This is a genomic window from [Lactobacillus] rogosae (assembly GCA_900112995.1).
GTDB lineage: Bacteria > Bacillota > Clostridia > Lachnospirales > Lachnospiraceae > Lachnospira > Lachnospira rogosae.
The window spans coordinates 35,567-60,759 of sequence record FONU01000010.1 but is presented as its reverse complement, the minus strand read 5'-3'; the positions used below and the strand labels follow the sequence as shown (position 1 = coordinate 60,759).

At 36.6% G+C, this 25,193-nt stretch carries 13 protein-coding genes and 1 riboswitch; of the genes, 12 read left to right on the top strand and 1 reads right to left on the bottom strand.

Annotation, left to right across the window (positions count from 1 at the left end; translation table 11 throughout):
- The first annotated feature begins 98 nt into the window (after window positions 1-98).
- The 12 genes from BM157_RS05120 to BM157_RS05065 all read left to right on the top strand — a co-directional run bounded on the left by BM157_RS05120 (window position 99) and on the right by BM157_RS05065 (window position 23,912).
- A complete protein-coding gene (locus BM157_RS05120; RefSeq protein ID WP_022501973.1) occupies window positions 99-632 on the top strand; it encodes a hypothetical protein in 534 nt (177 codons plus the stop codon).
- A 100-nt stretch (window positions 633-732) separates the two neighbouring features.
- Window positions 733-1,899 (top strand): flagellin lysine-N-methylase, encoded by a 1,167-nt coding sequence (gene fliB, locus BM157_RS05115; protein WP_090140179.1) that lies wholly within the window; start codon window positions 733-735, stop codon window positions 1,897-1,899.
- A gap of 48 nt (window positions 1,900-1,947) precedes the next feature.
- Entirely contained in the window at window positions 1,948-3,666 is a 1,719-nt protein-coding gene (locus BM157_RS05110) for an ABC transporter ATP-binding protein (RefSeq protein ID WP_055173984.1), read from the top strand.
- A 19-nt stretch (window positions 3,667-3,685) separates the two neighbouring features.
- Window positions 3,686-5,455: an ABC transporter ATP-binding protein gene (locus BM157_RS05105; RefSeq protein ID WP_090140177.1), complete on the top strand. Its 1,770-nt coding sequence runs from the start codon at window positions 3,686-3,688 to the stop codon at window positions 5,453-5,455.
- Between the two features lie 7 nt (window positions 5,456-5,462).
- Window positions 5,463-6,251 carry a 4'-phosphopantetheinyl transferase family protein gene (locus BM157_RS05100; protein ID WP_022501969.1) on the top strand — a complete coding sequence of 263 codons (789 nt, stop codon included), beginning with the start codon at window positions 5,463-5,465 and terminating at the stop codon, window positions 6,249-6,251.
- Window positions 6,252-6,398: 147 nt separating this feature from the next.
- Window positions 6,399-8,012, top strand: a complete 1,614-nt coding sequence (locus BM157_RS05095; RefSeq protein ID WP_022501968.1) for a CTP synthase — start codon at window positions 6,399-6,401, stop codon at window positions 8,010-8,012.
- A gap of 138 nt (window positions 8,013-8,150) precedes the next feature.
- Entirely contained in the window at window positions 8,151-10,304 is a 2,154-nt protein-coding gene (gene ftsH / locus BM157_RS05090) for an ATP-dependent zinc metalloprotease FtsH (RefSeq protein ID WP_090140172.1), read from the top strand.
- A 326-nt stretch (window positions 10,305-10,630) separates the two neighbouring features.
- Window positions 10,631-11,449 (top strand): substrate-binding periplasmic protein, encoded by an 819-nt coding sequence (locus tag BM157_RS05085; RefSeq protein ID WP_090140170.1) that lies wholly within the window; start codon window positions 10,631-10,633, stop codon window positions 11,447-11,449.
- A complete protein-coding gene (locus BM157_RS05080) occupies window positions 11,449-13,617 on the top strand; it encodes a hybrid sensor histidine kinase/response regulator (protein ID WP_318255819.1) in 2,169 nt (722 codons plus the stop codon). The genes BM157_RS05085 and BM157_RS05080 overlap by 1 nt, the downstream gene beginning before the upstream one ends.
- A gap of 306 nt (window positions 13,618-13,923) precedes the next feature.
- Entirely contained in the window at window positions 13,924-21,150 is a 7,227-nt protein-coding gene (locus BM157_RS05075) for a pectinesterase family protein (protein WP_090140166.1), read from the top strand.
- A 340-nt stretch (window positions 21,151-21,490) separates the two neighbouring features.
- A riboswitch (glycine riboswitch) is annotated at window positions 21,491-21,660 on the top strand.
- Between the two features lie 212 nt (window positions 21,661-21,872).
- A complete protein-coding gene (locus BM157_RS05070) occupies window positions 21,873-23,291 on the top strand; it encodes an alanine/glycine:cation symporter family protein (protein ID WP_090140164.1) in 1,419 nt (472 codons plus the stop codon).
- Window positions 23,292-23,525: 234 nt separating this feature from the next.
- Window positions 23,526-23,912: a YbaN family protein gene (locus BM157_RS05065; RefSeq protein WP_207643370.1), complete on the top strand. Its 387-nt coding sequence runs from the start codon at window positions 23,526-23,528 to the stop codon at window positions 23,910-23,912.
- Window positions 23,913-23,923: 11 nt separating this feature from the next.
- Here the strand turns inward: BM157_RS05065 and pepT are convergent, their stop codons facing one another.
- The gene (gene pepT, locus BM157_RS05060) at window positions 23,924-25,153 is read right to left on the bottom strand and encodes a peptidase T (RefSeq protein WP_090140162.1); all 1,230 of its coding nucleotides are present in this window, start codon (window positions 25,151-25,153) and stop codon (window positions 23,924-23,926) included.
- Window positions 25,154-25,193 lie beyond the last annotated feature (40 nt).

The window sequence follows — 25,193 nt, the reverse complement described above, 5'->3', positions numbered from 1 at the left end:
ATTTCAATGATAAAAAGTAAAATTATAAATATTGAATTATATTAGAAATAATGTAAAATATAAAGATAGCGTGATTACTAAAGGAGATGAGGAATTATATGAAGAATAATGATAATAAGATTATAAATATTATATTCAGGGTTGTTATTATTGGTGCATTTTTTATGGGAATAAGGACGATATATAATTTCTATGTGCTGATGATTACTTATAAGGGAATATCCGGAGAAGATATGTTTAACAGGGTAGCTTCGATGGTTGATGATTATGTTATGTTTATGGTATTTATGGTGGCTTCGGTAGTATTCAGCGTGCTTGCAAGAAAGCTGGTGAATAATAATACATTTATTATAAGGACAATAAGCATAGCTGTTTCACTTGTATGCAGTGTGCCAGAGCTTATAGCTGTGTATTATTTTGCAATGCTTACAATGGTGAAATATCCACAGTATGCCAATATACTTGGAGTAAGCGTGACACTTAATGATGTGTATACATCGTCAGCTGCAGTGTTTTTACAGAATAATCCTTATATGTTCTATACATTTTTTATTGGAGTGGCAGTATTTGCTGTGCTTACAATAACTTCAATATATTCACTTATAACAGGCAGAAAGACACAGCAGGTTTAGAAAATACACGAATATTAGAAAATATAAAGGGTTAAATTGTATGAATATCTTAGGATATATAAAGTAGAAGTACACTAAAAGAAAGGCAGAGCAGGCTTAAATGAAGATAGTTACACCAGATTATTATAAGAATTTTAAATGTATAGCGGGAGAATGTACGGATACATGCTGTGCAGGCTGGGATGTTGATGTTGATAAAGAGTCGTACAAGCAGTATAGGAGAGTAATTGGGTCATTTGGCAATAAGTTAAGAAGTGTTATGGTGCCATCTGAAGATGGTGGCTGTACATTTACGCTAAAAGAGGGAAGATGTCCATTTCTTAATAAGAAGAATTTGTGTGAGATTTATATCAAGCTTGGTAAGGATTCGCTGTGTGAAACGTGTGCAGAGTTTCCCAGATTTATTAATGAATATGGCAATACAAGGGAGATTGGAATTGCACCATCCTGTAAGACAGCAGGTGAGCTTATATTAGGATATAAGGGCGAGCTTAAATTCAGAGAGGTAAAGAACAGGGAGCAGATTAACAGCTACAATGATATAGACCCGCTTACCTTTGTACAGTTAAGGCAGGCAAGAATTATAGCATATAATATAGCCACGGACAGAGATTACACGATAATGGAAAGATGCGTGCTTATACTGATGTTTGCAAGGAATATACAGGATTATCTTGATAGAGAAAGAGATGAACTTATAGTAGGTGTATGTGGACGTTTTGCCAAGGAAGCCTACAGGGAAAATAAGTTAAACAGGGCAAGGCGTATTGCTGCTGGAAAGAAAGATACATATAAGCATATAAGAAAGTTCTTTGAAAGTTTTGAGGGAATGGAAGTTATTAATAAAGATTGGAATATATACACAGAGGAAGTTAATAATTTCTTTGAGGAATGTACAAGTGCAGAGCAGTTCAGGGCTGTTGTGAAGGAATTTGACGAATACCACAAGGAAGATGAAACTGAATATGAACAGCTTCTTATGTATTATCTGTACAGATATTTTCTTGATTCAGTATATGATTATAATCTGCTTTTAAAAGTCAAGGGCGGTATTGTTGGAATAATTGCAATTAAAATGCTGAATATTGCTGACTGGTGGTATAATAACAAAGAACTTTCATTTACACGGAAGGTAGACCTTGCTCATCTGTATTCAAGACAGTATGAACATTCATATTATAATTATGAAGTGTATAATCAATATTTTATGAGCAAGAGAGCGTATGCATATGAGAATCTTTTATCAGAGCTTATAGATTTAGAGTAAGATAATCCATTGGCTGTTTAAAGATAAGGACAAGTGAGGTAAAGAGTAATGAAGATGATTCTAAAGTATCTGGAAGAATTAAAAAAAGAGTGTGTGTTAGCACCACTTTTTAAAATGCTTGAAGCACTCTTTGAGTTATTCGTTCCATTGGTAGTTGCTTCTATAATTGACAGGGGCATAGGACAGCAGGACACAGCTTATATAGTAAAAATGTGCCTTATGCTTTTAGGCCTTGCAATTATAGGTCTTGTATGTTCAATAACAGCACAGTATTTCAGTGCCAAGGCGGCAGTTGGCTGTGCTACAGGAATAAGGCATGCTTTATTCAAGCATATACAGTCACTTTCGTTCACGGAGATGGACGACATTGGAACGTCAACTCTTATGACAAGAATGACAAGTGATATTAACCAGATTCAGAATGGTGTTAATCTTGTATTAAGATTATTCTTACGTTCTCCATTTATTGTATTTGGTGCTATGATTATGGCATTTACAATAGATGTCAAGGCGGCACTTATATTTGTCGCAGCTATACCAGTCCTTGCCGTTATAGTATTTGGAATTATGATAGGAACAAGACCTTTATATAAGAAGGTACAGGCAGGTCTTGATACAATCCTTGGAATAACAAGGGAAAATCTTACAGGTGTAAGAGTAATAAGAGCATTTAATAAGCAGGACGATGAATTTGCACGTTTTAAGAATAAGAATGAAGAACTTAATCATCTGCAGAAGTTCGTAGGTAAGATTTCAGGTCTTATGAATCCTCTTACTTACACAGTTGTTAATGTTTCAATAATTGCACTTATATGGGTTGGTGCGATAAGAGTTAATCAAGGTGGTCTTACGCAGGGACAGGTTGTAGCCCTTTACAATTATATGTCACAGATACTTGTTGAGCTTATCAAGCTTGCTAATCTTGTAATTAATATAACTAAGGCTCTTGCCTGTGCAGGAAGAATTGAGTCAATATTTGAAGTGCAGCCAAGTATGAAGGATGGCAGTATGGATTTATCAGCATATAAAGAAAATGTTCCTGTCGTAGAATTTAAGAATGTTGCCCTTAAGTATAATGGAGCTGGTGATACAAGTATTGCCGGCGTTAATTTTAAGGCTTACAGGGGACAGACTATCGGTATAATAGGTGGTACTGGTTCAGGTAAGTCAAGTCTTGTCGGACTTATACCAAGGTTTTATGATGCAACCAGTGGTGAAGTATTAATAAATGGAACTAATGTTAAAGATATTAATATAGAACAGTTAAGGGACAAAGTCGGAATAGTAATGCAGAAGGCAGTATTATTCAAAGGAAGCATAAGAAAGAATATCCAGATGGCTAAGGCAGATGCTACAGATAAAGAGATAGATGATGCACTTGCAATAGCACAGGCGAAGGAATTCGTTGATAAGAAGAAAGGCCGCCTTGACTATATGATTGAACAGGGTGGTAAGAACCTTTCAGGTGGACAAAGACAAAGACTTACAATTGCAAGGGCAGTTGTTAAAAAGCCAGATGTCCTTATTCTTGATGACAGTGCATCAGCTCTTGACTTTGCTACAGATGCGGCACTTAGAAAGTCTATAAGAACGATGCCTAATAATCCTACAGTATTTATAGTATCACAGCGTTCAGCATCACTTATGCACGCAGATAAAATTATCGTGCTTGATGATGGTGAGGTTGCAGGAATAGGTACACATACAGAACTTTTGGAGAATTGTGAAGTATACAGGGAAATATATAATTCACAGTTCAAGTCATAGGTCAGAATGGAGATTAGTTATGAAAGATAATAAGGATAAAAGAGAAGCGCAGAAGTCTACGCTTGGCAAAGTATTAAAAAGAATAAAGAAATATAGTGGATTTCTTGTTATATCAATCCTTATGGCTGCTGTAACAGTTGCTTCTACATTGTATGTGCCAATTCTTGTTGGTAGAGGAATTGACCATATTATAGGACCGGGCAATGTTGATTTTGCAGGCATAACAAAGGTGCTTATAACAATAGGAATTGTTGTTGCCATAACAGCACTGTCACAGTGGATAATGAATATATGCAATAATAAGATAACTTACCACGTTACAAGAGATATAAGAGATGAGGCTATGGAAAAGTTACAGAAGCTTCCTCTTAAATATATTGACGCACAGTCATATGGTGATATTGTAAGCCGTGTAATTGCCGATGTTGACCAGTTCGCAGATGGTCTTTTAATGGGATTTACACAGTTCTTTTCAGGTGTGCTTACAATTGCAGGAACACTTATATTTATGCTTACAATAAATGTAAAGATTACACTTGTAGTTGTTGTTATAACCCCGGTTTCATTATTTGTTGCAAGCTTTATTGCTAAGAAGACATTTTCAATGTTCAAGCTCCAATCAGAAACAAGAGGTGAGCAGACGGCATTTATTGATGAGATGATTGGCGGACAGAAGGTTGTAAAGGCATACGGCTATGAAGAAAGGGCAGTAGAAGAATTTGACGAGATTAATAAAAGATTACAGAAGTATTCTTTAAGAGCTATATTCTTCTCATCAATAACTAACCCATCGACGAGATTTGTCAACAGCCTTGTGTATGCAGCAGTAGCTGTTGCAGGTGCATTTTCTGCAATAGGCGGAGGCATAACAGTTGGACAGTTATCAAGCTTCTTAAGTTATGCTACACAGTATACTAAGCCTTTTAATGAAATATCAGGCGTTATAACAGAGCTTCAGAATGCCATTGCGTGTGCAGGAAGAATGTTCGAGCTTATAGAGGAAGAACCAGAAATTCCAGATGCACCATCAGCAGTTAGTGTTACAGATATTGATGGCAGGGTAGACCTTAATAACGTATACTTCTCATACACACCAGACAGAAAGCTTATAGAGGACTTCACACTTCACGTTAAGAAGGGACAGAAGATTGCGATTGTAGGTCCTACAGGCTGTGGTAAGACAACAGTAATCAACCTTTTAATGAGGTTTTATGATGTTAATTCAGGAAGCATAGATGTATCAGGTGTTGATATAAGGGATATGACAAGATATTCATTAAGACACGGTTTTGGTATGGTATTACAGGAAACATGGCTTAAGGCAGGAACTATCAGGGAGAATATCACTATGGGAAAGCCGGATGCCACAGAAGAAGAGATTATTGAGGCAGCTAAGGCTTCATACTCATACGGATTTATAAAGCGTCTTCCTAATGGGTTTGATACAGTGATTGGTGAGGACGGAGGAAGTCTTTCACAGGGGCAGAAGCAGCTTTTGTGCATAACAAGAATTATGCTTACAAGACCACCAATGCTTATTCTTGATGAGGCAACTTCATCTATAGATACCCGAACTGAAATAAAAATTCAGAACGCATTTAACAAGCTTATGGAAGGAAGAACAAGCTTTATAGTTGCCCACAGGCTTTCTACAATACAGTCAGCAGATGTTATACTTGTTATGAAAGACGGACATATTATAGAAAAGGGTAATCACGAAGAACTGCTTGCGGCTGGCGGATTTTATAAGAACTTATATGAGAGCCAGTTCGATACAGCAACAGTATAGGAAGAATATGAGATTGTATATAACGGACATATCTGATATAACCGAGGATATGTTTAACACTGGGAAAATGCTTGTGCCAGAGTACAGGCAGGAGAAGATTGACAGATATCAATATATGGAAGATAAGAGGAGAAGCCTTGTTGCAGGGCTTCTTCTTAATTATGCGACAAAGGACTATGAAGCTGGGAATTATATAGCTCATAATTATATAACTGGGAATTGTGTAGATAAGAATTATCTAATTGAGGCTTCCAAGCGGGAAAGAGAGAATATCCAAGCAGGACATTTATGGGAAAGTAATTCGGAATATGATATAGATATAAATAAGCTTATCGGCGGATATGATAAGGCTTATGATTATGATATCAAACTTACTGCGAATAATAAGCCGGAGTATGCGGATAAGAATATACATTTTAATCTTTCCCACACAGGAGATTATGTTGTATGTGCCATATCAGAAAATGCAGTTGGTGTGGATATAGAGCATACAAGAAAGAATTATTTAAAGGTTGCCAGAAGATTTTTTACTGATAATGAATGTCGGTGGATTGGCGAAGATGAGAACCGTTTTCTTAGAATATGGACATTAAAGGAAGCATATTCCAAATATACGGGACAGGGAATAGCTCTCACCATATCAGATACTGAGTTCAGATATGAGAAGAATGATAAAGGGGAGGATATTATTAATGGTTATATTAATAAAGATAAGATAACTAATATTAATATTGTCCAGCTTAATAATATTAAGTCAGAATACGTCATATCTGCCATAGAAAAGACATTTTATTAACGATTATAAAATGAAATAAATGTATCAGAATTAATACAGATTTAATTATAAAAAAATGTGGAAATTTGCAATTTATGACTGTATAATGTTGAAAATAATGTAGGAATGTTGATTAATGTGTAAGCCGAAAGGCGGATAGGAGGAATAATGTCTGTAAAATATGTATTTGTAACAGGTGGTGTAGTTTCAGGTCTTGGTAAAGGAATCACAGCAGCTTCACTCGGTAGATTATTAAAAGCACGTGGATTTAAGGTGACTATGCAGAAGTTCGACCCATATATTAACATTGACCCGGGAACAATGAACCCAATCCAGCACGGTGAAGTATTCGTAACAGATGATGGTGCGGAGACTGACCTTGACCTTGGACATTATGAAAGATTTATTGATGAAAGTCTTAATAAGAATTCTAATGTAACAACAGGTAAGGTATACTGGTCTGTATTACAGAAGGAACGCCGTGGCGATTTTGGTGGAGGAACAGTTCAGGTAATTCCTCATATAACTAATGAAATAAAGAGCCGTTTTTATAGAGATTATTCAACTGATGAAACTAAGATTGCAATTATCGAGGTTGGTGGAACAGTAGGTGATATCGAATCACAGCCATTCTTAGAGGCAATCAGACAGTTCCAGCACGAAGTTGGACACGAAAATGCTATTCTTATACACGTTACACTTATTCCTTATCTTAAGGCTTCAGGCGAGATGAAGACAAAGCCTACTCAGGCAAGTGTTAAGGAATTACAGGGAATGGGTATTCAGCCAGATATCTTAGTATGCCGTACAGAGCACCCACTTGAACCTGGTATTAAGGATAAGATTGCATTATTCTGTAACGTGCCAAAGACACACGTATTACAAAATCTTGATGTTGAGATACTTTACGATGCACCACTTGCTATGGAAGAAGAACATCTTGCACAGGTAGCCTGCGAATGTCTAGAGCTTGATTGTCCAGAACCAGATTTAGATGAGTGGAGAGCTATGTGCAAGGCTTGGAAAAATCCAACTAAGAAGGTTACAGTTGCATTAGTAGGTAAATATATACAGCTTCACGATGCTTATATTTCAGTAGTTGAGGCATTAAAGCACGGCGGTGTATATAATTCTGCTGATGTCACAATCAAATGGATTGACTCAGAGACAGTTACTAAGGATAATGCCGCTGAATTATTATCAGATGTATCAGGTATTCTTGTACCAGGTGGATTCGGTGACAGAGGTGTAGAAGGAAAGATTCAGGCTATAAAATATGCAAGAGAGAATAACGTGCCATTCTTAGGTCTGTGCCTTGGAATGCAGCTTGCAATCGTAGAATTTGCAAGAGACGTTCTTGGATATGAAGATGCGCACAGTGTTGAGTTAAAGCCAGATACAACACATCCAGTAATTCACCTTATGCCAGATCAGGAAGGTATTGACGATATCGGTGGAACTTTAAGACTTGGTTCATACCCTTGTGTGCTTGCCAAGGATTCTAAGGCATATGAATTATATGGCGAAGAAACTATTAATGAAAGACATAGACACAGATATGAAGTAAATAATGACTACAGAAAAGTTCTTGTTGAAAATGGTATGCAGCTTTCAGGTATCTCACCAGACGGAAGAATTGTTGAGATGATAGAGATTAAGGAGCACCCTTGGTTCTTAGCAACACAGGCTCACCCAGAATTAAAGTCAAGACCTAACAGACCACATCCATTATTCAGAGGATTTATTGGCGCGGCACTTGAGTATCAGGAAAAGAATAACTAAATCTTAATAAAAAATAAATAGTATGAAACCTTTTATTAAAGGTTGATTTATAAATGTTCCTTCTTTATAATGGGTATTGTCTGTTAATGTAAGTTATCAGACGATGAGAGTATAAAGAACTAGGAATGGAGAAGCCGAATGGATAATTACAACAACGGTAATAATTACGGTGGTGGTAATAATAACAACAGGAATAATGGTGGCGGCAATAATAACAATAATAAAAAGCCTAAGAACACCAGTCTTATTGTCTTTATTATAATTGCTGCGGTTATTACATTTATTGGAATAACAATGCTTAACAATCTCGTAAAGAATGCTACTTATAAGGAGATAACTTATAATGAGTTCATAGAGATGGTTAATAATGATGAAGTAAAGAGCGTTGCACTTGAACAGGATAGAATTCTTATTACACCAGTTGACAGTGCAGGGGATACTCCGGAAGCGAACAAGTTAGGCTACACATACTATACAGGATATGTTAATGATGACACACTTGTTCCATTACTCAAGAGAAAAGGTATTGAATTCTCAGGTTATATACCAGATTCTAATTCATCAATAGTAGAATTTCTGGTTGCATATGTATTACCATTCTTATTCATATATGTAATATTTGCCTTTGTATATAGAAGAATATCCAAAGGCGGCGGTATGATGGGCGGCATGGGTGTCGGCAAGAATAACGCTAAGGTATATGTACAGAAGAAGACAGGTGTTACATTTAAAGATGTAGCAGGACAGGATGAGGCGAAGGAGTCGCTTACAGAGATAGTGGATTTTCTTCATAATCCAGATAAGTATTCAAAGATTGGTGCCAAGCTTCCAAAGGGTGCTCTTTTAGTAGGTCCTCCGGGAACTGGTAAGACACTTCTTGCAAAGGCAGTAGCTGGTGAGGCTAATGTACCATTCTTCTCACTTGCAGGTTCAGATTTTGTTGAGATGTTCGTAGGTGTTGGTGCTTCACGAGTAAGAGACCTTTTTAAAGAAGCTACCAAGCAGGCACCTTGTATCATATTCATAGATGCTATTGGTAAGAGCCGTGATTCAAGATATGGCGGCGGTAATGACGAAAGAGAACAGACACTTAACCAGTTATTAGCAGAGATGGATGGTTTCGATTCATCAAAGGGTATATTTATACTTGCGGCTACTAACAGACCAGAAGTTCTTGATAAGGCGTTACTTAGACCAGGCCGTCTTGACAGAAGAGTTATAGTTGACAAGCCAGACCTTAAGGGACGTATTGAAACACTTAAAGTACATTCTAAAGATGTGCTTATGGACGATACAGTTAATTTTGAAGAAATCGGACTTGCAACAAGTGGTGCAGTAGGTTCAGATCTTGCCAATATGATTAATGAAGCTGCTATCGCTGCAGTTAAGGCAGGAAGAAAGTATGTATCACAGAAAGATTTATTTGAGGCAGTTGAAGTTGTCATAGCTGGTAAAGAGAAGAAAGACCGGGTGCTCAGCAAGGAAGAGAAGCAGACAGTTGCTTACCACGAGGTAGGACACGCACTTGTTACAGCTTTAAAGAAAGACTCAGAGCCAGTACAGAAGATTACTATTGTACCAAGAACTATGGGTTCATTAGGTTATGTAATGCAGGTTCCAGAAGAAGAAAAGTACTTACAGAACAAAGATGAGCTTATGGCAAGACTTGTAACTTTAGTTGCTGGACGTGCGGCAGAGGAGATTGTCTTTGGCAAAGTTACAACAGGGGCTGCTAACGATATAGAAAAGGCTACCAAGATAGCCAAGGCTATGATTACACAGTATGGTATGTCAGACAGATTCGGACTTATGAATCTGGCAACAGTAGATGACCCTTACCTTAATGGTAATGCAAGACTTGACTGTTCTGATGAAACAGCTGCACAGATTGATGAAGAAGTCAAGAATATGTTAAAGGAATGTTATGAGGAAGCTAAGCAGCTTCTTATAGAGAACAGAGATGTCCTTGACAAGATTGCCCATTATCTTTATGATCACGAAACAATTACAGGTAAGGAATTTATGAAGATATTCCGCGAGGTCAAAGGTATTCCAGAACCAGTTGACACAACAGGTTTTACACATTCTGAAAAGGTTGCCGAGAGTGTAACATTCAATGAAGATGGAAGTTATTCATCTACACTTAGCGGACCTGCAGAAAGTGATATATGGAAGGGAATAGGAGATGCATCTTCTGATACAGCTTCATCCGGAGCAGATAATAAAGATACTGCGAAGAGCACTATTAACGAAGAAAATCCAGATATATTTAATAACAGCAATAATGAGTAACATACAATTATAATAGAATAATAAAGCATATAAGCTGATGTATATAAGCAGCAGGAAGATATTGGAAATTCATAATATCTTCCTGCTGTTTTTAATATTAATATATAGTATAAGTTACGGAACAATTTATTATATCTAAATAAATTAAAAATTTTAAAATATATAAACATAGACTTATAGTTCATCAGGCTATATAATTAAATACATAAAAGTTATGTAAGATTAGTAGAGTATATGATTAAAAACATTGATAAATATATAAAAGGATATATACAGACATCAGGCAGAAATACTTAAGAGTGTATTTATTAAAGAGTGGGGGAAAAATGAAAAGTAATAATATAATTAGTTATTTAAAATTAGTTATATGTATATTGTCTGCCATAGTATCAGCAGGGCTTATGGCGTGCAGTAATATACATAATAACGGCTCTAAGAGTTCAAGTAATGATTTAAAGCCTCTTATAATAGGCAGTGATAATTATGTGCCTTACAGTTATCTTGACAGTGATGGCAACTTTACAGGAATTGATGTTGAGATAGCAAGAGAGGCTTGCAGGCGTATGGGTTATACGCCAGTATTCAAGCAGATTGTATGGGATAACAAAGACATATATCTTAAAGAGGGAGCGGTAGACTGCCTGTGGGGCTGTTTTACAATGACCGGCAGGGAGGATAAGTACAACTGGGCTGGTCCATATATGTACAGCCGTCAGATAGTAGTTGTCAATAAAGACAGCGGGATAGAAAACCTTGCTGATCTTAACGGCAAAAGAGTGGCGGTGCAGGTAACTTCCAAGCCGGAGTACATACTATCTAATACGAATACGCCGCAGGTTGGTGTGCTGTACAGTATGTCAACGATGGAAGAATTATATGCTAGTATGAGAAAAGGTTATGTTGATGCCATAGCAGGTCACGAAAATGCTATGAATGTATTTGTACAGTCCAATGAGGAACATTTTGGTGTGCTTCGGGAAGAATTAAGTGTGTCAGAGCTGGGAATTGCATTTTCACTTGATAATGACAGTGGAATTGATAAGAAGCTTACCGGGGTGCTTAACGAAATGAGGGCTGATGGCACAATACAGAGCATAGCAGAGAAATATGGGGTTGACGTTAGTATGGCAGTATGGGGGAACTAATGGAAGATAAGAGTAGAATATGGGGCATATCAGATGTTAAAGCATTTTTGATTTCAATAATTACAGGATTTATATTGTTGACAATAGTAGCTGTTATATTTACCGAAATAAGCAATGAAACGGTTAATAAGACAGCAGACAGGGTGCTGGATTTTGTGCAGACAAGAGTTAATACATATGAATACTTTATACAGAATGATAAAGTGAAAAGCTTGTACAGGCTTTCTGATAAGACACAGGAATTAGTAAGGTGTATGCAGTATGAAGATGATATTGATACATTTTTAGATGAATATATGTATAACCAGAGACTTGACGGAATAGTTGTTCTTGACGGAGAGGGTGAATGTGAATCTTGCAGGGGAATGGAATATACGGATATTGATTCAGTTATAGACGACAGTAATGTAAAAGATGTCATTGAACACCCACAGAAGGTATATATAACAAGAGTTAATGCCAGGTCAGGGAGCATAACATATGCCGAAAGCCAGAATGAGGAGTTTTCCGATATTGCTGTAGCGGCAAGAAAAGATACAAAAGGTGCAGTTATTACATATGTGAAGAAGGAAAGCTATGATAATAGTGGAGATATAAGCATTGACAGGCTCATATCAGGTTTTGAGTTTGATATGGATGGGATTGTATATATATCAGATGAGGACAAGGTGCTTAATTCCAATGACGAGGAGCTTCAGGGGCTTGATATGAAGGCACTGAGGAAAAGATATGATGGAGCTTGGGAAGAAAATGATAATGGTATTATAGCTGTACCATACAAAAATGATTATTACTATGGCAAGAGAAAGCAGATAGAGAATTATACAATATATGCGTTCTTTGCGGATAAGCAGGTATATTCTTTAAGAAACAGGGCGGTTGCTGCTGCATTATTTGTTTATATTGCGGTAATAGGTGTTGTCATGTTTGTAAGACAGCTTGTTATTGCCAAGGACGAAAGCAAAATGCAGCTACAGGAAATGGAATATAAAAGACAGCTTCTACAGGCGGCAGAGCAGGAGAAACGTGCCAATATTGCAAAGACAGATTTTCTAAGGCGTATGAGCCACGATATAAGAACACCTATTAATGGAATAAGAGGAATGGTCGATATATGCAGGTTCAATCTTGGCAACAGGGAAAAGGAAGAAGAATGTCTTGATAAGATTATGTCAGCCTCAGGCTTTTTATTAGACCTTGTAAATGATGTTCTTGATATGAATAAGCTTGAGTCGGGGGAGATTGCCATTAAAGAAGAACCATTTGAGCTTACGAAGATTATTAATGAGGTCAGCAGTGTTATTGAGACACAGGCAGATGAACAGTGTATCGATTATTCAGTTGACAGAGGTAGTATAGAATATGACAATCTGATAGGCAGTTCGCTTCATTTAAGGCAGATATTACAGAATATATTATCCAATGCGATTAAATATAATGTGCAGAATGGCTCTGTAAGATTTTCTTATAGTGAAAATGCAGCTGATGACGATATAGTTAAGGTTACTTTCATATGTAAAGACACCGGAATAGGAATGAGCGAAGAATTCCAGCAGATAGCTTTTGAGCCATTTGCACAGGAGAGCAGCAATGCAAGAACAGCTTATAAAGGAACCGGGCTTGGACTTGCAATAACCAAGAGGTTTATTGAGATAATGGGTGGAGAAATTGAATTTATTAGCAGACAGAATGTTGGAACAGAGTTTACAATAATATTACCATTCAAAATTAACCGTAACGTGACTGAAGCTAAGAATAGTAAATATGATGCACAGATGTCAATTGAAGGGCTTAAAGTGCTGGTTGCAGAAGACAACGAGATGAATATGGAGATTGTAAGCTTTATTCTTGATAATGCGGGTGCAAGGACTGTTGGAGTAAGCGATGGCAGGGAAGCACTGGATACATATATGAATTCAGATGCTAATGAGTATGATGTTATACTCCTTGATATAATGATGCCGGTTATGGACGGCTTGGAAACCGCAGAGAAGATAAGAAAGTCAGGAAGAGAAGATGCGGGTACTGTAATAATTATAGCGATGAGTGCCAACGCATTCTATGATGATATAGAACGGAGCATTAAAGCTGGTATGAATACACATATAGCAAAGCCGATAGATGCTGATGAATTAGTTAATATAATTGCCAGACAAGCAGGCAGATAATAGATGTGACACTAAGAGAATGATAATAATTAAATATATGCGTATAACATCCGTGTAAATAATTAGCAGTAATAAATATATATTATTTTGTAATATAGACGATTATTGGTAAATGTTTACACGGATTTTATGCAATGTATCACAAAAAATACATCAAAACCTAAAAATTTCAGTAATTGGTACCTGAGAACTATAAAAATCAGTAGTACATTTTCGTCAAAAGTTGTAATCTTATAAAAAATAGGCAATTAGTTTTGTGTAAAAGTTACAAAACATTGTATTGTTAAGAAAGGGAGAGTATGGACTATGAAATCAAGACGTAGAAGAGAATGGTTTCGCAGAAGTTCGGCTATGTTTATGGCGTTAGCTTTAATCATATCTGGACTTTCATTGCCGGAGGGCTTGTTTAGCATTACAGCCAAAGCGGCAGAAAAAGCCAGTGCAGAGTGGACAGTAAGTTCTACAATGTACGCAGATGGCGATAATGATAATTCAGTTACGGAATTGAACGGCAAATCAGGTAAGCTGGTTAATTCTAATAATGATGAATTATTAATAAATGCAAATTCAGGTAAAATAACTAAAAGGTCTAGCGACTATCTGGTTAATCCAAACACTGAATTAACATTTCCAATAGTTAATAATGCTAAGACCTGTACAATAACATTAAGGGCATATGTAGCAGTAACTGCTGATAATATGGCATTTACAGGAATGAGCAATATTAAAATAACAGAACAGTCAGGAAATGGCTGGGCATATTACATAATTGAAGGAACAGTTGATAAAGGTGCTTCATCGGTAACACTTACAACAAATGTTCAGAATTATTTTCAGTCAATAAAGGTTGACTCATCAACAAGTTATGCGACAACATCTGCTTCATTCGCAGATGGGGGGGATACTAAAGCTGAATGGGGATATTCAGAAACAGTTTTATCAAGCAAGGGTTCTACTTCATCAATTCAAAGTGATACAGGAACTTATACTAATGGTGATAAAGATGTATTATATGTTGATGCAACATCAGGTAAGTTTCAACCCAAAACAGATGGAACTAATAGAATCCAGGTTAATACTGGTACTAAGATAGTTATACCAGCGGCGGGAGATAAGGCTGTTATTAAACTTACTGTCAATAAGAACGTAGGTACAGATAAGGACAGCATATTAGGAAATACACTTAATATAACAGGAAGTGACAAGGTCTTAAGAAAGATGGAATGTATTTCCTGTGTTGCAAATTCTGACAGCGGTTATGTTGATGTAGAATTTGAATGTTATCTTACAGGAGATGAAGGAGAGCTTACATTAGATGTTAAAACTAATACATACATTAGAAATCTTTCAATCGAATGTGTAGAACTTAATAAGAAAGTAATAAATGGAACTATTACATCTAAATCAGATATTCCATCTGATATGCAGGTTGTAGCGACTAATAATACAACTGGACTTACATATACATCAGATATAACAGTTGCAGAGAATGGCAAGAGCGGTACATATTCAATTGAAGTACCAGCAGAAGATGAAGTTATGGAATATGAGATATCACTGAGCAATCCGGCATACCAGATTAAGAGTGGTATTTATAAACATAGTGTAAGTACAGAGACTGCTGCCAGGATTACAGCAGATTTAACTGTCATTAGCCTTGATACCTGCACAGTAACAGGTAAGATTAATGGCATTACTGAGGGTTATTATACAGAAGGCCTTGAACTTGTATTTACAACAACTGAGGAAACAGACTATGTTCCAGAAGTAACTATTGATACAGATACTTGGAAATATACAGCTAAGTTTGAAAAAGGTGTTTCATATAGTGTAGCCGTAAAGGGTGCTAATGACTATGAAGTAACTTCTGTATCAGATGGAATTAAATATTCAGAAGATGCAGAATTAGATATAACTGTAGGACTTAAGCCAACATATGCCGTTACAGTAAGTCTTCCGGAAGAACCTGATTTAACAGGCAAGAATGTAAAATACATATATATGAATAATGATGATGGATATGAATATGTATTTACAGATAAGGATGCTATTAAGTTAAGAGAGGGTTCATATACACTTACACTTGGTGGTGATTTCCTTGCACTTCCATACAAGGTAAAGTCAGGTAACACAGTTACAGTAAAGGGTGCTGAAGCATCACATAAGCTTATATTTGAGCAGGTTACAAGCTGGTCTTTTGTTAAGAGTGATGATGGTGATTATTATGATGATAATATTATGGGAACAACAGGCTACTACAATGGTTTAGCTATTGATGCTACAAAAGGTAAGTTAGTTCCTAATGGACCAAGCCCTAATTCAGCACAGTTTACTACAGGAGCTAAGATAACAATACCTGTAAGTGGAAAGTGTACTATATCAGTAAAATCATATGCACCAGCAAGTACATATGCACTTTACACAATAGCGGGTGAGCCGGCATCAAAAGATGATGTGACAACAGTATATAATTATGAAGATGAGAGCGAAGGAACAGTTGAAATTGTATCAACAGGTTCAGCTTACATAGTTTCAATATCTATAGTATATGCAGCTAAGGATGTTGAATATAATGAACAGCCAGCTATGCCTAAGACATATGATTATGGTACAGCTTCTAATCTTGTTGTACAGCCTACAGGACAGAAACTTGTTCTTACACAGACAGGTGGTACATTAAATACAACTACAAACACTGATAAGTCAACTAATATCAATAATACAGTAAGCTTCTTTGGATTTGATGAGACTACAGATGCCAACAAGCTTACAGCAGATATAACAATTACAGAGTGTGGTTCAAGCAATACTAATGGTATATTCTTTGGTGCATTTAACAAGAATTATATAGACACCGTAGGAATACGTAATTCTAATGCACTTAAGATGGTTTACTCAAAGAAGCCATCAGATCTTGCAGGTGCTTCAAGTAAAGTGGATACAACTATTCCAGCAGGAACTGTTGTGACATTTACAGTTGAAAAGACAGACGATGCTCTTGTTATCACAGCAACACCTAAGGGTGGAGAGACTAAGACAGCTACATATTCTTATAGTGCAAGTGATAATCTCTTATTTAATGCAGATAAGAAAAATACAGCAGTATCATATGGATTTGTATTAGCAGGTGTTAAGGCAACTATCCAGAATATGAAGTATATAGCACAGGACGGAACAGTTCTTTACGACCAGAATAAATGCTACAATGCAGTAGGTACAGCACCAGTTGTTAAGGAAGTTACAGCTAAAGCAGCTTATACAAGAGATTACATCACAGTAAGCTGGACAGATGAAGTACCAGCCGAAGGCGATGGTTTATATGTGCTTGAAGTATCAAGAGATAACGGAAAGAGCTGGGAAAAGGTTGCATCAGACATTACTGAGCCAACATATAAGTATTCAATTAAGGATGCCGGAGATTATAAGTTCAGAGTGGCTGGTAAGTTAGGTATTAATGGTGAGATTAATGATTATGTTGAATCAGATGCAATAACAGTAATAGCAGCACTGGATTCACCAAAGGCAAGCATAGCTTCAAGTGCAGATACAGTTGATCTTGTATGGGATGCAGTAGATAAGGCTGACCAATATGAGGTATATCGTTATTCATACGATGAGACAGCAGAGAATGCTTCAAAGATAGCAACAGTTACAGAATGTGCTTATAAAGATAAAGATGTAACAGCAGAGATGCCATATTACTATTATATAATAGCTTATTCACACGTTAATGGAAAAGTAGATAACTACAGTAACCCATCAGATACTTTATGGACTGTTCCAACAGCAGGACATACAGGTAAATATGTATATGAAGATGATGCTGTTAAGTATACAATAACTAAGAAGTCATATGACACTGTATACAATGGAAAGATTACAATTGAAGGTGTAGTTGAAGAAAATGTAACAGCAACGCTTTATGTTAATGGCAGTGAAGCAGCAAAGACAGATGTTAAAGAAAAAGAAAGCTTTGCATTTAAAGACATTGCTATTGAAGAAGGAAGAAATGATGTTGAATTAATATTCACAGATAAGAAAGGTAACAAGACTAGAGAAACATTTAATTATGTATATCTTACTAATTACAACAAGGTTGTAGATAGTGCATACACAGGAACTGATGGTGAGGAGGTTAATGGAATACCAACTTATAAGACAGTTCAGGCGGCAGTAGATTCAGTTGCTTCTGATAACACGAGACGTGTAATTATTCTTGTTAAAGAAGGTGATTATGAAGAACATCTTGTTGTTAAATCTCCTTATATAACACTTATAGGTGAGGATAGCGAGAAGACAAGAATATATTATGATGTTAAGGAATTAGCTGGTGGAGATATGTCTTTAAGATGTGCTGTAAGAATAGATAAGACAGCAACAGGCTTTTCGGCAGAGAACCTTACAATCGAGAATACTTATAATTATCTTGGTGATGGTACTAAGTCAAATGAATCAGCAGATGCTTTAAGAAATGATGCCAATGAAACATCATATATCAACTTAAGAATACTTGGTTATCAGGATACACTTTGTGCTAATGGTGGCACCCAGTATTATTATAAGTGCTATATAGCTGGTAATGTGGATTTCATATATGGTAATGAGCCTAGGGCATTATTTAATGATTGCAAGCTTGTATTCCGTTACAATGCTAATAAGAATTCAGGCTATGTATCAGCTCCTAAGGCATCAGCCTCTGCAACATATGGTCTTACATTCTTTAACTGTCAGGTTCTCTCAGAAGAGGGATGCTCAGGAAGTAAGTATTATCTTGCAAGACCTTGGGGAGCAGATGCTTATATTACTTGGATTAACTGCTATATGGGTAAGATATTAAAGCCGAATGCTTCTAATCCATATACAGATATGAGTGGTAATTTGGCTGCTAATGCAAGATTTTTCGAATATGGAAGCTATGGTCCTGCATTTGCAATTAACAGTAACAGAAGACAGATATCTGCTACGAAAGCCAATGAAATGACTTCAACATCATATCTTGGCTGGGATCCATATACATCAGTAGGTACAATAGGAACAAAGTATACAGGTACTGTTAAGACAGACAGCACAGACAGATATGTAGAGAAAGAATATGTATCAGATACTTACGCACAGTCAGAAGGTGATGATACAGGACTTGCACAGTATGCACAGGAAGGTTATGCACAGAGTGCTAATGTAACAGGTGGTGGATTATTAAAGGAAACATCAGATAACTATTACACAGCCGGCACAGCAGAAGAATTCCTTAATGCAATACAGAGTGTAAAGAAGAGTGGTAAGGCATCAGTAATCGAGCTTACAGCAGATATTGCGCTTGGTGATAAGGAAGTTAATAACTTTGACAGCTACAGCTCATTTATAACAGCACATAAGCTTGAGCCACTTACACACCCAACACTTTTAAAGACAGGTGTATCAATGCTTAAGCTTGCAGATATGAGTAATCTTACAATCTACTCTAAGAATGGAGCTAAGATTACACATACATGTATAGATATAACAGGCTCTAATAATATCATCATAAGAAATATTGAATTTGATGAGATATGGGAGTGGGACGATTATACAGAAGGTGCTTATGATCGTAATGACTGGGATTATATGACAATAGAAAAGGGAAGCTCTGATATATGGGTTGACCACTGTACTTTCTATAAGTCATATGATGGAGTTATTGATGTTAAGACACCAGTTAATGACAGTAATATAACAATATCATGGTGTGAATTCCTTCCAGCAAGTGAAGATAATGTATTCTTTGATGAAATGATGAATGCTATGAAGGCTAATCCAGATAACTACCCATATTATAAGCATTTGCTTGAAGAGGGTATGACAGATCAGCAGATATACAATTATGCTTATGGTCAGAAAAAGACTCATTTATTAGGACAGTCTGATGATGATTCATCAGCTAAGAATATTAAACTTACACTTGCTAATAACTACTATAAGAATTCGATGGATAGAATGCCAAGACTTCGTTATGGTACAGCACATGTATACAATTGTATTATGGATGCACAGGATTTAAGAGAAATGCGTCTTGATATAGAAAAGACAAATCCGGAATTAGCTAAGAAAATTGTAAGTAATGGTGCATCATCTAACTGTGGAGCTCATATGTTACTTGAGAACTGCTATATGTCAGGTATAACTAATGCACTTATAAGTGGTAACGGAAGCAGTCCAGCAGGTTATATTAACGCATTTAATACAATATATATGATGGATGGAGCAAAGCAGGAATTAAAGGTAGCTCTTAATACTGATAAAGAAGGTGAAGTAGCATTAGTTCAGGATAAAGATGAATTCAAGAAAGACCTTCCTTATACTGGCTACACATTATATGCAGCTTCAGAACTTGATACTAAAGTTAAACCATATACAGGTGCAGGAAAGCTTACACTTACAACATTACAGTGGGAGAAGACTTCTTACAATGAAGCTAAGCAAGAACATACAGAACATGTATGGAATGATGGTGAAGTACAGAAAGAAGCAACTTGTACAGAAGAAGGTTCAAAGTTATATACTTGTATAGTATGTGGAGATACTAAGACAGAAGTAATTCCAGCGGCAGGACATAATTATAGTACAGAATGGACTATCGATAAGGAAGCTACTACTACAGAAGAAGGAAGCAAGTCACATCATTGTACAGTATGTGGTGACAAGGCAGACATTACAGTTATTCCTAAGCTTGAGAATACACAGCCGGGCGACAACGATAATAAGCCAGGTGACAACGATAATAAGCCGGGCGACAACGATAATAAGCCGGGTGATAACAACAAGCCGGGTTCAGATAACTCTGATGTTAAGACAGATATTAAAGTTTCAGTATTGGTAGATGAAAGAGTACCAGAAACAGGACTTGTAGATTCAACAGAAGACATTATTAATGCTGTCCTTACAGAAGATGAAGCTAAACAGGCAGAAGATGGTGTAAAGGTTGATATTGCACTTACTGTAAAGGATAAGAGTTCTAATCTTACAGAAGATGAGAAGAAACTTATTAATAGTAACATTAAGGACAATCAGGCTGCTGGATGCATACTTGATATCCAGTTACAGAAGATTATAGGTTCGCAGAAGTCTGATGTATATGAACTTAACAGTGCAATTAATATTAAGATTAAGTTAAATGCAGACCTTATTAATAATGATTCTTCAAAGACAAGAAAGTATAGTGTAATAAGAATTCACAATGGGGTATCAGATATTCTTAGTGCCGCATTTGATAAAGCAACAGGAGAACTTACATTTGCAACTGATAGATTCTCAACATATATTGTAGTCTATGAGGATGTTGCTAATTCTAATACAGAGGATAAGAGCAATGTATCAGGCAATGGCAGTGCAGCAGATAATAATGATGTGGCAGAAGACAGTGCTGCAACAGCAGAAGACAGTGCGGCTACAGCTGATACACTCTCAGTTACAAGAACAATAATTCTTCTTGCAGTTCTTATGCTTAGTGCAGGTGTTATATGTCTTACACTATATAGAAGAAAAGAAAATGCTTAGTATTATATACTTAATAATATAAGCGGATAATATAAGTTAATAGTATAGGCTAATAGTATAAGTAAATAATATAAGCAGATAATAAAATGGCAGTCACATAAAGTGATACATCATATGTTCTGGTATATCCAGCGGATGAGTGTAATCACGGTGACTGCCTTTTTATGTAATAGGAAATTCTATAATTATTAAAAAATGTAAAAATAAGTTGAATTATGTAGAAAATAAGATTATATTAATATAAGGCAATTTTCGATATGAAGTTTGCAGGAAAACGGCGAAAGCCTGCCGAAGGAGTAACACTCTCAGGTGCCAGCCTCTGCTGGCGCAACTGTAAATGGATCGACTCTCTGGAGAGTTCTGGATAAACACAGAGGCCGAAGGTGCAACATATAGTTCTTTATAAGCAGTTAATAATGTGATTATAAGACAACATTATTAATAACAACATTGTGACTTCTTATAAAGCGGGTATATGAATCTCTCAGGCAAAAGGACAGAGAAGGCATAAAGTATAATATAACTTGTTATATGATAAGTTGTATATTCTAAAATGTTATTTCTGCTTTTATATTTATTCAGGCAATATTGTCTATAATTCCAATGCATTAAGTAAAAGTCTGCATATTAGCAAAGTATTTAGTAATGTACGGCATTTGCGGTGTTGGGACAGTATAGGCTTGTACTATGCTGTAGTTTAGATATGAAAGGTAGAAAGTACAATGTGGAATTCAATTAATCAGATTCTTGCGAACATTGATAATTTCGTATGGGGTGTGCCGCTTATGGTAATTATCCTTTTTGGCGGAATATTATTGACAGTTCGTCTTGGTTTATTACAGATCAGAAAGCTCCCTTTAGCATTAAAATGGATGGTTAAAAATGAAGAAGAGGCAGAAGGTGAAATTACAAGTTTTGCCGCACTATGTACAGCGTTAAGTGCAACTATTGGTACTGGTAATATCGTTGGTGTTGCAACAGCAGTCTGTGCAGGTGGTCCAGGTGCATTATTCTGGATGGTTATAACAGCATTTTTCGGAATGGCAACTAAGTATTCAGAAGGTCTTCTTGCTGTTAAATACAGAGTTATAGGAGAAGACGGACACAGTCTTGGTGGACCATTCTATTATATAGAGCAGGGAATGGGCAAGAGCTGGAAATGGCTTGCTAAGTTATTTGCATTTTTTGGTGTATGTGTTGGACTTTTTGGTATTGGTACATTTAGTCAGGTAAATGGTATTTCAAGTGCCGTAAATGGTTTTTTCGATGCGAATAATGAGCATTGTGTCAATATTCCATTTCTTGGCGAGTACTCATGGTCAGTAGTAATCGCTTCACTTATTCTTGCAGTCTGTGTTGCACTTGTGCTTATAGGCGGTGTTAAGAGAATCGCAAGCGTAAGTCAGGTTGTAGTGCCATTTATGGCAATTATATATGTATTATTTGTTGCAGTTCTTGTAATAGCTAATATTACTAAAGTTCCTGCGGCATTTAAGGTTATAGTTCAGGCAGCATTTTCTCCTAGGGCAATCACTGGCGGAGCAGTCGGAAGTATGCTTGTTGCTATGCAGAAGGGTGTGGCACGAGGCATTTTCTCTAATGAGGCTGGTCTTGGTAGTGCACCTATAGCTGCGGCTGCAGCACAGACTAACGAACCTGTAAGACAGGGACTTGTAAGTATGACAGGTACATTTATTGATACAATTGTAATATGTACTCTTACAGGGCTTTCAATTGTAATAACAGGTGCATGGCAGGTTGAAGGCCTTGAGGGTGTAGCAGTTACTACATATGCATTCCAGAATGGACTTCCATTCCCGGCACAGGTGTCTTCTTTTGTGCTTATGCTCTGTCTTGTATTCTTTGCATTTACAACAATTCTTGGCTGGGACTATTACAGCGAAAGATGTCTTGAATATCTTAGCGGTGGTAATATGAAGCACGTTAAAATATACCGCTGGATATACATATTAGCAGTATTTATCGGACCTTATATGACAGTAAGTGCGGTATGGACAATTGCTGATATATTTAACGGACTTATGGCACTGCCTAATATGATTGCGTTATTCGCATTGAGCGGAGTTGTGGTTAAGGAAACTAAGAGCTTCTTTGAAAGACATAATAATGAAAAGCTTTAATTTATAAATATTGTAGATATCCAAGAGTTCTTTAAAATAAAGCATTGAGCGGAAAAACTATAAAATAATGGCAATATCTCCTGTACTTAAGTGGAATGGAGGTATTGCCATTATTTGGTATATTAATCCGGTGTATTGACAAAAAATGATATGTTCATATATACTTATCAAAGTTAGCCGCGATTAACTAAAGTTAGTCACAACAAGACAATAAGAAAGGACATCGAAACATTAATGAAGAATATCATTAAATCCCCAATTAAACTTTTATGGCTTATGATAGGAATTGTGTCAATGGTACTCGGTGCAATAGGTGTCGTACTTCCAGTATTGCCAACAACGCCATTTTTATTATTAGCATCTTTCTGCTTTGCCAAAGGCTCTGACAGATTTCATATGTGGTTTATTGGAACAAAGCTTTACAAAAAACATCTTGAAAGCTTCGTTACCAGCCGTTCAATGACATTAAAGACTAAGTTGTGCATACTTCTGCCAGCATCAGCAATGCTTATATTGGCAATGCTTGCAATGTCTAATATATATGGGCGTGTATTTATTGTATTTTTGATAATATTCAAGTACATATATTTCTTTACAAGAATTGAAACAGTTAAGGCGTAAGCTTATGCCTGTTAGTTAATTATAGGCTTGGAAAATGTTTTCACGAGTTCTACAAGCATATCAACAGTTTTGTCCATACCTTCGATGGTTATGTGTTCGTAAGGACCGTGGTAGGCGTGTCCGCCAGTGCCAAGGTTAGGGCAGGGAAGTCCCATATAACTTAACATACAGCCGTCAGTGCCACCTCTTATTGGAAGTATAAGGGGTGGTATATTAGTATTCTTGCAGGCTTTCACAGCATTTTCTATAAGAAACATACATTTTTTGATAATCTCAGCCATATTGCGGTACTGGTCAGTGATAGTGAGCTGTACAGTTCCAGCACCCCATTTTTCATTCATAATCTTTTCAATGTGGCACAGTGTGGCTTTCTTTGCTTCAAATAATGAAGCATCGTGGTCACGGATTATATAATTAAGGTGTGCTTCTGCAACATCGCCAGACATACTTATAAGATGATAGAAGCCTTCGTAATTCTCCGTTTCCCTTGGTATCTCCATAGCCGGCAGGCAATTATTAATTTCCATAGCTACTAAGGAAGCGTTAATCATAGTATCCTTAGATGAGCCGGGGTGGACATTAAAACCTTTCACAACATATTCAGCTTTGGCGGCATTGAAATTCTCGTACTGTATCTCACCCTCAGTATCGCCATCAACAGTGTATGCGTAATCAGCTCCGAAGCGTTCAACGTCAAAATGTTCAGTACCCATACCAATCTCTTCATCAGGCGTAAATGCTACGCATATTGCAGGGTGTTCAATATTATTAGCAGTGATATATTCAATCATAGTAAGAATTTCAGCAATTCCAGCCTTATCATCTGCACCAAGAATAGTTGTTCCATCAGAAGTTATAAGAGTTCTGCCCTTTAAAGAAGCAAGATGTGGAAAAGTATCAGGACTTAATATAAGTCCGCTGTTACCAAGCAATAAGTCTCCACCATCATAATCAGGAGTCACAACAGGATTGATATCACCATTGCAATAATCAGACACAGTATCCATATGGGCAATAAAACCAATTGAAGGAAGCTTCTCAAGCCCCTTAGTTGCAGGCAGTCTGCCATAAAGATAACAATGTTTATCAAGCTTAACATCACTAAGTCCAAGCTCAGTCATCTCGTCTTTAAGAAGCCCAGCCAGCTTAAACTGACACTCAGAAGAAGGTGACTTTCCACTCTCTTCATCACTAGGAGTTCTGACAACAACATACTTTAATAATCTTTCATAAGCTTTCATAACAAATCCTCATTTCTGTATATATTATAATATTCCCCGT